This window comes from uncultured Fibrobacter sp. (assembly GCF_947166265.1).
Lineage (GTDB): Bacteria > Fibrobacterota > Fibrobacteria > Fibrobacterales > Fibrobacteraceae > Fibrobacter.
Genome location: NZ_CAMVDO010000002.1, coordinates 15,143 through 27,557, shown reverse-complemented (window position 1 = coordinate 27,557; position 12,415 = coordinate 15,143). Strand labels below are relative to the sequence as shown.

At 53.1% G+C, this 12,415-nt stretch carries 13 protein-coding genes and 1 tRNA gene; 4 read left to right on the top strand and 10 right to left on the bottom strand.

Going from position 1 to position 12,415, the window contains the following annotated elements:
* The first annotated feature begins 102 nt into the window (after positions 1-102).
* The gene (locus tag Q0W37_RS01420; protein ID WP_297698057.1) at positions 103-1,176 is read left to right on the top strand and encodes a glycoside hydrolase family 3 N-terminal domain-containing protein; all 1,074 of its coding nucleotides are present in this window, start codon (positions 103-105) and stop codon (positions 1,174-1,176) included.
* A 6-nt stretch (positions 1,177-1,182) separates the two neighbouring features.
* Here the strand turns inward: Q0W37_RS01420 and Q0W37_RS01415 are convergent, their stop codons facing one another.
* From Q0W37_RS01415 to bioB, 10 genes are all read right to left on the bottom strand, one after another.
* On the bottom strand, positions 1,183-2,112 hold the full coding sequence (locus tag Q0W37_RS01415; RefSeq protein ID WP_297698055.1) for a hypothetical protein: 930 nt from the start codon (positions 2,110-2,112) through the stop codon (positions 1,183-1,185).
* 9 nt (positions 2,113-2,121) lie between these two features.
* Positions 2,122-4,506: an RNB domain-containing ribonuclease gene (locus tag Q0W37_RS01410; RefSeq protein WP_297698053.1), complete on the bottom strand. Its 2,385-nt coding sequence runs from the start codon at positions 4,504-4,506 to the stop codon at positions 2,122-2,124.
* Position 4,507: 1 nt separating this feature from the next.
* The gene (locus Q0W37_RS01405) at positions 4,508-5,233 is read right to left on the bottom strand and encodes a 1-acyl-sn-glycerol-3-phosphate acyltransferase (RefSeq protein ID WP_297698051.1); all 726 of its coding nucleotides are present in this window, start codon (positions 5,231-5,233) and stop codon (positions 4,508-4,510) included.
* Positions 5,234-5,357: 124 nt separating this feature from the next.
* Entirely contained in the window at positions 5,358-5,816 is a 459-nt protein-coding gene (locus Q0W37_RS01400; RefSeq protein WP_297698049.1) for a hypothetical protein, read from the bottom strand.
* A gap of 131 nt (positions 5,817-5,947) precedes the next feature.
* On the bottom strand, positions 5,948-7,099 hold the full coding sequence (locus Q0W37_RS01395) for a glycosyltransferase family 2 protein (RefSeq protein WP_297698047.1): 1,152 nt from the start codon (positions 7,097-7,099) through the stop codon (positions 5,948-5,950).
* Complete coding sequence (locus tag Q0W37_RS01390; protein WP_297698045.1) at positions 7,096-7,602, bottom strand: DUF255 domain-containing protein; 507 nt, start codon at positions 7,600-7,602, stop codon at positions 7,096-7,098. The genes Q0W37_RS01395 and Q0W37_RS01390 overlap by 4 nt, the downstream gene beginning before the upstream one ends.
* Positions 7,602-8,012: a hypothetical protein gene (locus tag Q0W37_RS01385; RefSeq protein ID WP_297698042.1), complete on the bottom strand. Its 411-nt coding sequence runs from the start codon at positions 8,010-8,012 to the stop codon at positions 7,602-7,604. Before Q0W37_RS01385 ends, Q0W37_RS01390 begins: the two co-directional genes overlap by 1 nt.
* 96 nt (positions 8,013-8,108) lie before the next feature.
* Complete coding sequence (gene ftsY / locus Q0W37_RS01380) at positions 8,109-9,032, bottom strand: signal recognition particle-docking protein FtsY (protein WP_297698040.1); 924 nt, start codon at positions 9,030-9,032, stop codon at positions 8,109-8,111.
* A 40-nt stretch (positions 9,033-9,072) separates the two neighbouring features.
* Positions 9,073-9,654 carry an ATP-dependent Clp protease proteolytic subunit gene (locus Q0W37_RS01375; RefSeq protein WP_297698038.1) on the bottom strand — a complete coding sequence of 194 codons (582 nt, stop codon included), beginning with the start codon at positions 9,652-9,654 and terminating at the stop codon, positions 9,073-9,075.
* 261 nt (positions 9,655-9,915) lie between these two features.
* Positions 9,916-10,887, bottom strand: coding sequence for a biotin synthase BioB (gene bioB, locus Q0W37_RS01370; RefSeq protein WP_297698037.1), 972 nt, complete (start codon positions 10,885-10,887; stop codon positions 9,916-9,918).
* 60 nt (positions 10,888-10,947) lie between these two features.
* Here bioB and Q0W37_RS01365 point away from each other — a divergent pair, with 60 nt between their 5' ends.
* From Q0W37_RS01365 to Q0W37_RS01355, 3 genes are all read left to right on the top strand, one after another.
* Positions 10,948-11,712: a type I 3-dehydroquinate dehydratase gene (locus Q0W37_RS01365; RefSeq protein WP_297698035.1), complete on the top strand. Its 765-nt coding sequence runs from the start codon at positions 10,948-10,950 to the stop codon at positions 11,710-11,712.
* 99 nt (positions 11,713-11,811) lie between these two features.
* Positions 11,812-12,276 (top strand): PTS sugar transporter subunit IIA, encoded by a 465-nt coding sequence (locus Q0W37_RS01360; RefSeq protein ID WP_297698033.1) that lies wholly within the window; start codon positions 11,812-11,814, stop codon positions 12,274-12,276.
* Positions 12,277-12,331: 55 nt separating this feature from the next.
* Positions 12,332-12,406, top strand: a tRNA-Val gene (locus tag Q0W37_RS01355).
* Positions 12,407-12,415 lie beyond the last annotated feature (9 nt).

The window sequence follows — 12,415 nt, the reverse complement described above, 5'->3', positions numbered from 1 at the left end:
ACAAATATGAAGTACATACTCCTTTGGGGGGTATGTACTTTTTTTTCGTTCGCGTGCGGAACCCCCGCTGTAGAGTCTGAGACTTTGCCTAAAACGGAGCCTATGGGGACGGTTGTTTCGTTCGACAACAATCCGAACTACTTGCCCCCGAAATTGTTTGCACTATGGAATTCCCTGACGCTAGAGGAAAAGATCGGTCAGACGATTATGGTCTACATGTCTTCTCCGGAAATGATTGCCGAAAACAATCTCGGCGGAATTCTTGCGATGGGTCCGCATCTTGCCGATATGAAATTGTTCAAGAGAAACTTGGGCAAAATTTCTTCGAGGATAAAGGTTCCGCTACTGGTCTCTATCGATCAGGAAGGCGGAAACGTGAGCCGTGTGGGTCGCTTTGATTCAACGTGGCGTGAGACTCCGGGACCACAAGAAATGCGAAACATGCCACCCGAACATATTGTGCCAATTGCAAGGGATATCGCCGTAACCCTTAAGGAAACCGGTTTCAATTTGAACTTGGCGCCTGCGATAGACCCTGTCTTGACGTTTGACGGAAAGGTCTCTTTCATGGAACGTTACAAGCGCTCCTGGGGAGGATTGTCCAATGTTTTCAGGGTGGAGGCCTTTATAGAGGGAATGAAACAGGGCGGAGTGGCTTGCGTCCTGAAGCATTTCCCGGGCTATGACAGCGAACAGGACAGCGATGTTCAGGTGGCGTTTAGCAGGTCTTCCAAGAAACGAGTTGCCGAGAATATCCAAATGTTCAAGGACTTGTCGAACAAGGTTCATGCAATCATGATGAGCAGTGTCCGTTATCGGGAGATTTCCGATGCTCCGGCGGTATTCGAAAAGAAAATTGTCGATATGGCGCACGAATTCGACGAGGATCTCGTCGTGATGACGGATCACCTGTGGGGAACGACGCTCTTGAGCTGGATTAGCGGCCCTGAACTTGCGAAAAGCAAGTCTTACCCTGATACGGAATTCAAGAAGGTTCTGAAAGCCGCCTTTGATGCCGGAAACGATATTTTCTTGATTACCAATTCGGCTAAGGCTCCAGCAATGAAAAAGTACTTGTTGGAGCTTGCCTTACAGGATAAGGCGAATCTGGAAAGACTAGAAAGATCGGTAGCCCGTGTGTTGAAACTGAAATACCGGATGGGGTTGATTCCCTAACGGTAGCTACTTGTACTCGTCGCCTTCGAGTTCCTTGCCGAGCAACTTGTACTTTGTCTTGATGGCGGTGCGGAGCAGGGGCCATCCGATTTTATCGAATGATTTTTGCCACAGCTTGTCGGCAACTTGGAATGTAGCGCCTCCGATGGGCTTGGGAAGCCATTCCTCCTTGAAGTCGGGGGCGAGGCCTGCATCAACAACAATTTGATGGTAATCGGCATTCAGTGCGTCGTAAGCGCCGTGGCGGATAAAGTGTACCTTTTCCTTGAAATCGAACCGATGCTGCAAAAGCTTGCGCTTGATAAAGCCGCAACCCTGCGCAATCATTTCCGGGTAGGCGAAGATGGTGCGCTGGCTTGTGCTGTAAAGGGAGGCCATTCGCACTTCGGCCTCGTCGAAAACGTTTGCCATTCCGATTTCTAGCCGGTGTACCACATCGTAGAAGGTTTCCTGTTCTGGAGTTTCCAAAAGATGCAGGTAGAAGGCGCCCAGGGCCTCTTGCTTTAAGTACAGGAAAAACGATTGCAGATGCGGGCGAATCTCGTCGTTTCGCGTGAGCGAGACGGCATCGGCACTGTTCGCTTCGGCATGGCGAATAAATTTTTCAAAGTTATTCTGAAAGTAGACGATAGAATCGTTGACGAGCAGCAGGCGGGTGATGCCGTTCAGGTCGGCGGTGTTGTTGCGACCGTTCGCGAGATCCTTGAGGAACCTGCGCCACATTCCGAAATCGAACCCGTGATTTTCGGTGAGGTAGAGCTTGATTCCGTTGTCTTCCAGAAACGACATCGTCTCTGCCGAAAGCGGACGCTTGTTTGTAAGGAGCACAACGGTAAAGTCGGTTTCGGCAAGGTGCTTCAGCGCAAACTGCACATACCCGGGAAGATTTTCCCCGGTCTGGTAAGATGCGTACAGGATGAGTTTGCTGTTGGACATTTAGTACGTTTACCTTCTCCGTTGGCTGCGGCCAGCGCCCTTGCGGGAGCCGCCCTTACGCGGCTTGCTTGCCACGTGGAATCCTTCGCGGTCGTCGCTGCGGTCGTTGCGTCCGCCTCTGCGAGAACTGCGGCGCTCGAAGCTCGGGGCGTCAGAATCAAACCTGCCGCCGCGAGATTTTCCGCGACCACCACGGTTCATGTGGCTGTGAGCCGAAACGAATTCCGGAACGCCGTCATCGAAATTATCGTCAAAGTCGTCGGGTTGGCTCACGTAACCGAGGGCTTCCGCTGCGGCGGCGCGGTCAGCGCGTTCACGAACGTCGCGGTTGCGGTGGTCATCTTCTCCCTGACGGCGGCGCTTCTTCGGTTCGCTGCTGAGTTTTTCGATAATGCTGAAGTCCGCCTGACCGCGCAGAGGGTCCACCCTCAAAAGGCGCACCAGCACCTTGTCGCCGCGGCGGAACGTACGCCCGCTCTTCTTGCCGAAGGCGAGTCCCTGATCCGGGTTGAATACGTAGAAGTCGTCACCGGCGATATCGCGGAAACGCACCAGGCCTTCGGCAATCGGGTCGGCGATAGAAACGTAGATGCCCCATTCCTCGATGCCCGAAACCGTAGCTTCGAAGTCATCGCCAATGTGACTCTTCAAAATCCAGCAGCTGCACACCTTGATGGCGATGCGTTCGGTCTTCTGGTTCTTGACTTCATTTGCCGAAATCAAGTCGCAGACTTCAATCACGCTGTTCTTGCGCTCGGCGTTAATTTCGGCACCCTTGCGCGCAAGTTCACGGTGACACCACAAGTCGGCGTAACGGCGAATCGGGCTGGTGAAGTGTGCGTAGTCCTGCCAGTTCAAGGCGAAGTGGCCAAAGCTGTTGCTGTCGTAATGTGCCTTCTGCATGCTGCGCAGAATGCGGTTGGTCAAAGTCTCGTCGCCCGCGGCACGCTTCACCAAGTGTTCGTACAGCTTGAATGCCGTCGGGTTCAGGTTCGTGTCGCCGCTGCGGGGCTTGCCCAGGTCGCGCAACATCACCGGAGAATCCTTGAACAGGTCCGGGTACATGTAGTACAGTTCCATGATGTCCTTGGTATCCGGCGCTTCATGGATACGGTAAATGCCCTGGAGCTTTCGCTTCTTGAGTTCCTTCGCGCAGCAGTTGTTTGCAATGAGCATGCATTCTTCCACCCACGAATTCGATTCGTCGGTTACGCGCGGGTAAATCTTTTCCGGTTCGCCCTTCTCATTGAACTTGCAGCCGAATTCGGTGCTCTGGAATTCCAGCAGGCCGTCCTTGGTGCGGTTCTGCTTCAAAAGCGCCGTCACCTCGGCGAGCGCCTTGATGTCGTCGTCGCCGTTTTTCATCATTTCCATCGCTTGCTCGTAGGTAATGGACTTGGTGATCTTCACGATACTGCGGTGGAAATCCCAGCTGAGCACGTTCGCGTGCTTATCGAGTTCCATCATGCAGGTGAATGCGCAGCGGTCCACACCCTGGTGCAAGCTGCACACGTTGCTCGAAAGTTTTTCCGGGAGCATCGGCACGGCGGTCCATGGCAGGTACTGCGTGTAGCTGCGTTCCAAAGCTTCTTCGTCGAGCTCGGAACCTTCCGGCACGTAGTAGCTCACGTCGGCGATATGCACGCCCAGCCTGTAGCCACCCTTGGGGGTGCGTTCCACGCTAATGGCGTCGTCATGGTCCATGGCGCCATCGGGGTCGATACAGAGAATCGTGAGTTGCCTGTAATCTACGCGGCCCTTGAAATCCTTGCCGCACGGTTCCTTGACGCTGTCCACATACTTCTTGATGGCGGGGCTGAAGTCTTTGGGTAAGTTCGCGTCTTCCATGAACTTCGTCTTGACTTCGTCCCAGCTGATGTTCAGCGCTTCGGCGCTGCGGTCTACCTTGGCCAAATAGCTATGCTTGAGTTTCGGGTGCGGGTACAGCGTAAAGCTGATGGTTTCGCCTTCCTTGCCCGGCGCCTGCCTGCGGTGGCACATCTCGTACACCTTTCCGGTTTCGAGTTCGTGCACTTCCCATTCTTCTTCGCCCGTCTGGTGCAGAATACCGCGCTTCACGCGGGTCTCGTTCTGCTTGTCGTTTTGCCTACGGCTACGGGCACCCGGACGGCGGTTGTCTTCGGGGTACTGCTCCGCAATCTTCTTCACGCGTTTCTCGCGCTTTTCTTCGACAGTTTCGCCATCGCCCAGCTGGTATTCCTTGTGGCTGGTACGCTTCAATAGCCCGCGGTCCACCATGTCGGCGAGCATCTGCTTGAAAGCCATCTTCTGCTTTTTAGGGAGGCCAAGGGCACTGCGCAGGCGGCTACCGACCATCGGTTCGTCGCGCAAAATGGCAATAATCTGTTCTTCGCTAGGTAAATGCTGAGCCATCTTAAGCCTCCTTTTCTGCTTGCCTGTAGGGCAGTGCGGATTCAATCATGTTGCGGACTTCGTCTCGCAATTGTGTGGCGGACTTGTCGCTGAAACTTTCGGGTGTCTGCAACGGGTGGACGACAATCTTTACCACGCCCGGAGTCTGCGCCCACTTGGTCTTGGCGAGTCGCTTGCCGCTATCGACAATCGTTACCGGCAAGAGCGGGAATCCGTTTTCTTTTGCCATGCGGAAAATGCCGTTCTGGAACGGGAGCATGTGTCCGTCGGCGCTGCGGTGCCCTTCGGGGAACACCGAAATGGTGATGTTGTTTTCAAGGCGCTTTTTCACGGTCGTGCCCATGCCCAGGTTCTTGCGCGGATTCCTGTGAACAGGAATGCAGCCGATTTTGTTGAGAATCCAGCCGAACACGGGAATGTTCCAGAGTTCCGCCTTCGCGATGAACGAGGTGATCGTGATGGAAGGCCAGATGACGTTGATGTCCAAAAAGCTCTGGTGATTTGCGACAATGACAAATTTCTTGTGGTCGGGAATGTTTTCCTTGCCTTCGATTTTGACCTTGATGCCGACCAACTTGAATAATGTGTTGAAGAACGGAATGCAGATGCGAGTGCTGTCGGACCAACGGTGACACAGGACGCCCCTATAGAACATGTAGGGGAGACCGATGATAAAAATGCACACGGCGATGCTCAAGTAGTAGAAAATTGCGCGAATGAAAGCCATAAGATCCTATAAATGGTTGTATACATCTATAATGTATATTTTTTGAGGGAAATGGAACAGAAAACATAAAAAAAATATGCTCATTGACATCAGAGCATATTGAAAAAGTGAGAAATGAAATCGGCTAGATTTCGAGCAGGATTCCCGCCTGCACGTAGGCGAATCCTTTTCCTTCTTTGTCGAGGAACTGGTAGCCGCCCATGAGCATAATCGAGGAGTAGTCACCGTTCTTGATATCGAAGCCACCGCCGGCGCGCCAGAACATCTGGTGCCTAGAACCGATAAGGTATCCCCAGTCGCCCGTAAAGACCGGGAGGGTGCGGCTTCCGATTGGCAGGCGAATCCAGACGCTCCCTGAAACGGGAACCTGGCTTTCGTTGTCGAGTTCCTGGTAGCCCGAACCGATGCCGAAAAAGAGCATCTGGTCGATAGGATACCATAGGTGACCGTACACGTTCAAGTTGAAATTCTTGAGTTCGCTTACGTGATTGACGATGCCGCCCTGCACGTCCATGGTGAACGCACTTGCCGGTACTGCGGCAAACGCTAGGGCGAACAGAATGGATGTCAGAAATTTTTTCATACCTACAATATAGCTCCAATTTTACTAGAGATCCATCGACTTCATTCACTTCGGCCCTTCGGCACGCTCAGGGACCTTTGTGAACTCCGCTCAGGATGACATTTTTATTCTTCATTTTTAATTCTTAATTCCTACTCGTCGCTGCGAGCTTCGCGTGCCCAGCCGCCACTCTTTTCGGGCTTAAACGCCATGAAAAATCCCTTGAGCATCGCGTAGTTCATCGAAAGGAAATAGTATCCGCTCGGCACAATCTTGAGTGCTGCCACCAGCAAGGCGACGGTCATGGCGCCAAAGAAAATCTGGTAGAAGAGTCCGCTCGTAAGGAGTAGCGCGTTTGCGACAAAGAGTAATATCATAATATGCGGCGAGAACCAGCGAAGTATCTTGTGCGAGAAGAACAGGTACGCGAGCATGGGGTGCAGCGGGTTCAGCAACGGCAGGTAGGAGAACAGAAAGTTGAAGTTCGCGCGTCCGATACGCACCTTGCGGCGGAATTCTCCGCTCGATTCCTTGGAGGTCTGTTCGGTACCGATTGCGCTTGTAACAAACGTGCAGTAGTAGCCCTTTTCGAGCACCTTGGTCGTTACGAAGAAGTCGTCCATCACGCTCTTCTTTACCGGCAGTTCCGTGTACAGTTCGCGGCGGATGGCGTAGAGGGCACCGTTGCCGCCAATCAGCATGTCGAGCACACCTTCGAATTTCTTGATTTCGGATTCCAGGTCCCAGTAGGAACTTTCGCCGCGGCCAAGCGTAGAGCCGCTTTTGTCTGAAAGAATCAGGTGCCCGCAGGCGCAGCCGATTTTCTTGTCCTGGAACGGAATCACCAGCTTGCGGACCACGTTCGGGAAAAACATCGTGTTCGCGTCGCAGAAAAGCAGAATGTCGTTTTTGGCAATCGTGTTCAGACGGTTGAGCATGGCCGCCTTTCCTGCATTTTTCGGAGCCTTGACGAGCGTAATTCCCTGGTCGGCATATCGGGCGATGATTTCTGCGGTCTTGTCGGCCGAGCCGTCATCGCCAATGAGCACTTCGAGTTTTTCTTTCGGGTAGTCCAGCTCCAGGATGTTCTGAATCTTGCGTTCGATAACGGCTTCTTCGTTATAGGCCGAAATCAGAATCGAGACCGTCGGGAGTTCGACGTCGCCTTTTTCGGGGGACTTGCGACGCTTGAAAATTTCGCTCACGAACGGGAGCGTCATCGGGAAAAGCAGGTAGCAGTGTACTAGCAGAAAAAGCAATGCCCAAAAAACAACCTGGACATAGAACAAGAATTGTTCGTTCATCGAGACATCCACTCCTTTTCCTTTTCAAGGAACTGGTACAGCATGTATTGTAGCTCTTGCGGCGACATGGAATCGGTTACGGTAAGAATGCTCATGCCCTTGGGGGCGACAAGCACGAACGCAGGAAGCGCATGCAGGTCCCACACATCGAAATAGCAACGTTGCACCGTATTCTTTTGCCCGTCGCACATGATGGAATCCTGCGAATCGGCATCGAGCTTTACCGCGTAAAAGCGGGTGTTCAGGATGGCCGCGACGGTGGGGTCGCTGTAGACGTTTGCATCCATGATTCGGCAAGGGACGCACCAGTCCGCATACAAGTCTACAAAAATAAGCTTCGGACCGGACTTCGCCTTTTCAAGCGCCTGGGTGTAGTCCATCCAGTGCACCAGGGATTTTTTTTCTGGAGCAGCGTTCTTCTTGGCGGGTGCCGCGAAAACGGTCGGAGCCATGCCAAGTAGAATAAAAAGCAGAAGGGCGGAAAACCATGAGGTACGCTTCATCAGGGAACACCCCCTTTATGCGCGGGCATCAGGGGCGGTTTCTTTTTGATGGGCGGAGTGGGCGCCTTTCCTTTTCTTTCTTCCTCTTTTTCCGGTGAGGGGGCGGGTTGCTGCAAAAGCGAATCGATGCGCGCGTTCACGGCCTTTTGAAACGGTACCCACTGGCGTTCGTCATTCAGAATTTCATCGGTCTTGGCGAGAAATTCTTCGCTCGTGTAGCCGGCCGCTTTCAAGGTTTCATGCCTCAGTAGACGCGCCGTCGGGGAATCCTTGCCGTAGGTGTTTTCGACGATGCGGAGTTCTACGAAAAGGTTCACGAATTTCTGGTCGACAGTGACTTCGCCACTACAGCCGCCTATGCCGAAAAGCGCGCTAAAAAACAAAGCGGCTACAAGGAGATGTCGGATCATGCTTCGACTTCGCTCAGCACAGGCGTCCGGCATGACACGCGGGCCTGAAAAAATTTTTCCGACATCCCTATCCCTCAACATATCTACAACTCTTGATTACTGCTCGTTTTCTTCCAGGGCGTTTTCGAAAAGGCCTTCCACGTATTCGGCCTTGCTGAAAGGTACCAACTGGTCGATGCGTTCACCCATGCCAATCCAGCGGATAGGAATCTGGAGCGAACTTGCAATCGAAAGTACCGCGCCGCCACGGGCCGTGCCGTCGAGCTTGGTGACTACGAGGCCGGTGAGCGGGAAGCTCTGGTTGAAGATTTTCGTCTGGTTGATGGTGTTCTGTCCGGTGTTGCCGTCGATGACTAGCCACATATCGTGCGGCATCTCCGGACTTACCTTCTTGATCACGCGGACAATCTTCTTGAGTTCTTCCATCAGGTAGTCTTTATTGTGCAGGCGTCCGGCGGTATCGATCAGTACCACGTCGCAGCCGCGGGCGACCGCCGCATTGCAGGCGTCGAATGCCACTGCCGCAGGGTCGGAACCTTCCTGGTGCTTCACGAATTCGGCACCGCTGCGTTCGGCCCAGGTTTCGAGCTGGTCGATAGCTGCTGCACGGAACGTGTCACAGGCGGCAATCATCACCTTCTTGCCTTCGTCTTTCAGGCGGGCGGCGAGTTTACCGATGGTGGTCGTCTTTCCGGCACCGTTCACGCCGATAACGAGCACCACGTGCGGCTTCCCTTTGAGTGTAAACGGCGGCGGATCCTTCAAGAGGCGTTCCGCTTCGTTACGCATAATGTCGAGAACCTGCTCGGTGGTAAGCGACTTTCCGAGAGCCTGTTCACGAAGGGCATCGGTCAAGAGGAACGCGGCTTCTACACCTACGTCCGCCTTGATCAGGTGTTCTTCGAGATCTTCGAGAGTCTCGTCCGTAATTTTGCCTGCACCGACAATTCCCTTGAGTTCGCCCATCAGGGCGTCGCGGGTCTTGGCAAGGCCATTCTTGATGGCAGAAAAAAATCCCATGATGTAATCCTATTTGGCGGCCGTCTATTTTTGCGGCCAACTAAACGATGCTTTCGACCTTGTCGACCAGACCGTAGGCCTTGGCTTCTTCGGCACTCATGAAATTGTCGCGTTCGGTGTCGCGGTCGATTTCTTCCATGGAGTGTCCAGACGTTTCGGCAAGAATCTTACCCGTGATGTTACGGATACGGAGCATTTCTTCGGCTTGGATCTGGATATCGCTTGCGGGGGCGACGATTTCACCGTGAATGAGCGGCTGGTGAATCATGATGCGGGCGTTCGGCCAGGCGTAACGCTTGCCCTTTGCACCCGAGGTCAAGAGTACGGCGCCCATCGAGGCTGCCTGACCGCAGCAAACCGTAACCACGTCGCTCTGGATTGCGTTCATGCAGTCGTAAATGGCAAGGCCGCTGGAAATCACGCCACCCGGGCTGTTGATGAAGAAATAGATGTCTTCGTGGGAGAGCGAATCCAGGTACAGAAGTTCTTTAACAATGCGTTCGGCGCTTTCGTCGTCGACACCGCCCCACAAGAAGATTTTGCGCTTGGAGGCAAGGTATTCTTCAGCCTTCTTCATGATTTCGGAAGGGGCTTTTTCGTTCTTTTCGTTGCAATCGGCCATAGATAATCCTTTTTGTTCGGGTACAATTTAGAAAATTCAATATATTATCGTCTTTTCTATACCGATTGTCAAAGGAGTTTTTGCCGAAAACCCCCTACCCACTTCAACTAGAGATCCTTCGACTTCGTTCACTTAGGCCCTTCGGCAGGCTCAGGGACCTTGATAAGGTTAGCGAGCTTGCGAAGCGTGAGCTTAAGCCTGTGCTGAGCTTTGTCGAAGCAAACCACGCTCAGGATGACATTCTTAATTTTTCATTTTTAATTATTCAATGAATCCGTGCGGTTTGAATCCGAGGCCTTTCACCAGCTCAAAGTCCTTGCAACTGTTGACGCCGGCGGTCGTGAGCATGTCGTCGGTGATGGCTGCGTTTGCGCCGCTCTGGAAGGCTCGCTTGCCGTCGTCGCCCAAGACACCGCGGCCACCCGCGAGGCGGATAAATGCCTTCGGGTTGATGAATCTATAAATCGCCACGATGCGACAGAATTCGTCATTGGTAAGCTTCGGGAGGCTTTCGTACGGAGTTCCGGGAATGGCGTTCAGCACGTTCACCGGGGTAGACTTGACGCCGAGTTTGCGGAGGTCCAGGCACATGTCGATTCGGTCTTCCATGGTTTCGCCGAGTCCCATGATGCCGCCGCTGCAAATTTCAAGGCCTGCGGCGAGGGCGTTCTGCAATGCGCCAATCTTGTCGTCGTAGGTGTGCGTGGTGCACACGTCCGGAAAATGCCTGCGGTAGGTTTCCAGGTTGTTGTGGAAACGGGTGAGTCCCGCTTCTTTCAGCTTGTCGAACTGTTCCCTGTTCAAAAGCCCTGCCGAAAGGCACACGGAAAGTTTCGTCTCTTTTTTGAGGCGGCGAATTGCGTCGCTAATTTGTTCGACATCGCGGTTTGAAAGTGTGCGACCTGACGTGACGATGGAGTAGCGGGGAATGCCTGCGGCTTCCTTTTTCTTGGCGTCTTCGACGATTTCGTCGGCGCTAAGGAGTTTGTATTCGGGGGCGCCGGTGTGGTAGTAGCTGCTCTGGGCGCAGTACTTGCAGTTTTCGGAGCAGCGACCGCTGCGGGCGTTCACGATGGAACAGAAGTCAAAGTTGTTTCCGTGGAATTTTTCGCGGATTTCGTTTGCGGCGGCGCAGAGTTCGTCGAGGTTTTCACTTAAAAGTCTAACGGCTTCTTCGCGGTTGATTTCGTACCCGCCGAGCACTTTTTGCTTAAGTTCCTGGATAAAGGACATTCGATACTCCTTGATACTTGAACTGACGGGCCCAAATGTAGAAAATTCTATATTTATTCCATGCTTTCCGATTCTCGCAAATACCTCGTGGGGCTTGTGGGGCCAGATGTCCTCGAAGCCGCTGAAAAGGACCTCTTTCATCCGGTGCGTCTTGACCTGGACTGTTGTGATGCCCTTGAAATCCGCTACGACTTCTTTGACGAATCGGAGTGGCCCGCCCTCTCGGAAAGGGTGAGGAATGTTGTCAAGGACAAGTTGCAGATTGGTACCATCCGCCTAAAGCGCGACGGTGGCAAGTTCGCCGATGCCCGCGTCGTGGAACGCCTGGACCTGTGGCAGCAGATTCTTTCGGCAAAGCAGGTGCCTGAATGGCTCGACCTGGAAAGGGACTGCCTGTGTGATTTCAAGCAGCTGAGTGACTTGGCGCGCCCCAGGGGAGTGAGCCTCTTGATCTCGGAACACAACTTTGTTCGCATTCCCAGTGACATGGAACTTGAAACTTTCGCCGCAGATGTCAAGCGCGTGGGGGGCCAGGGGCTAAAGATTGCCGCCATGAGCAATTCCAACGAAGACTGCGACCGCCTGTACAAGTTCGCAAAGAAGTTCTCGAAAAAGTTCCAGATGTTTGCCGCGTTCGGTATGGGCGAAACCGGCAGGGTAAGCCGCCTTTGGTCGTTGAACGAGGGGGCGAACCTCACCTACGGGGCAATCGGACATTCCGAGGCTCCTGGGCAGATCGACGTCTCCGTGATGCGTCGGGTTCTCGAACAGGGTGAAAATTTGCATTCCCAGATGGAAATTTTGGCGTTTTTGAACCGCTTTTAGCGATTTTTGATGTTTTTTTCGTTATAAATGGTCATTTTTTGCCCGAAAGGCAAATATTTTGCTAAATATCTATATAGTTATTTACAAAAGGAAGTAATCATGCGTCTTTCCGAAAGGTTTGTCGACAATTGCATTCTGATCAATTCCAAGAGCACGTCCAAGGAAGAAGTCCTGAACGAACTCGTGGATACGCTCTGCAGTGCCTACAAATTGGAACACCGTAGCGAAATCTTCGATGCCGTATGGACCCGCGAACAGAGCCGTTCCACCGGTATCGGTTGTGGACTCGCTGTTCCCCACGCAAAGATTGACTGCGTGGACCGTATGTGCATGGCCGCCGCTACCATCGAGGGCGGACTTGATTTTGCCTCGTTCGACGGCGAACCGGTATACCTGATTATCCTGATTGTAAGCCCCGGCAATACGGTAGGGCCGCACCTTAAGGCGCTTTCGTCGGTCAGCAGGCTTTTGGCAGACGGCGGTGTCCGTAGGGACCTGATCGCCTCCAAGGATCCGGCCGAGTTCCTGACGATTCTCCGTGCCGCCGAGGACAAGTATTTGTAATTTCTAAAAATCCCTTGACAACGGAAAAATTCTTTTCTATATTTGCCTGCACCTCGGACGGTTAGCTCAGTTGGTTTAGAGCGCTGCTTTCACACGGCAGAGGTCACTGGTTCAAATCCAGTACCGTCCACGAAAAAGA

Coding starts and splice junctions, on each gene's coding strand:
- Q0W37_RS01420 (WP_297698057.1), top strand. CDS start 103: ATGGGGACGGTTGTTTCGTTCGACAACAATCCGAACTACTTGCCCCCG.
- Q0W37_RS01415 (WP_297698055.1), bottom strand. CDS start 2,112: ATGTCCAACAGCAAACTCATCCTGTACGCATCTTACCAGACCGGGGAA.
- Q0W37_RS01410 (WP_297698053.1), bottom strand. CDS start 4,506: ATGGCTCAGCATTTACCTAGCGAAGAACAGATTATTGCCATTTTGCGC.
- Q0W37_RS01405 (WP_297698051.1), bottom strand. CDS start 5,233: ATGGCTTTCATTCGCGCAATTTTCTACTACTTGAGCATCGCCGTGTGC.
- Q0W37_RS01400 (WP_297698049.1), bottom strand. CDS start 5,816: ATGAAAAAATTTCTGACATCCATTCTGTTCGCCCTAGCGTTTGCCGCA.
- Q0W37_RS01395 (WP_297698047.1), bottom strand. CDS start 7,099: ATGAACGAACAATTCTTGTTCTATGTCCAGGTTGTTTTTTGGGCATTG.
- Q0W37_RS01390 (WP_297698045.1), bottom strand. CDS start 7,602: ATGAAGCGTACCTCATGGTTTTCCGCCCTTCTGCTTTTTATTCTACTT.
- Q0W37_RS01385 (WP_297698042.1), bottom strand. CDS start 8,012: ATGATCCGACATCTCCTTGTAGCCGCTTTGTTTTTTAGCGCGCTTTTC.
- ftsY (WP_297698040.1), bottom strand. CDS start 9,032: ATGGGATTTTTTTCTGCCATCAAGAATGGCCTTGCCAAGACCCGCGAC.
- Q0W37_RS01375 (WP_297698038.1), bottom strand. CDS start 9,654: ATGGCCGATTGCAACGAAAAGAACGAAAAAGCCCCTTCCGAAATCATG.
- bioB (WP_297698037.1), bottom strand. CDS start 10,887: ATGTCCTTTATCCAGGAACTTAAGCAAAAAGTGCTCGGCGGGTACGAA.
- Q0W37_RS01365 (WP_297698035.1), top strand. CDS start 10,948: ATGCTTTCCGATTCTCGCAAATACCTCGTGGGGCTTGTGGGGCCAGAT.
- Q0W37_RS01360 (WP_297698033.1), top strand. CDS start 11,812: ATGCGTCTTTCCGAAAGGTTTGTCGACAATTGCATTCTGATCAATTCC.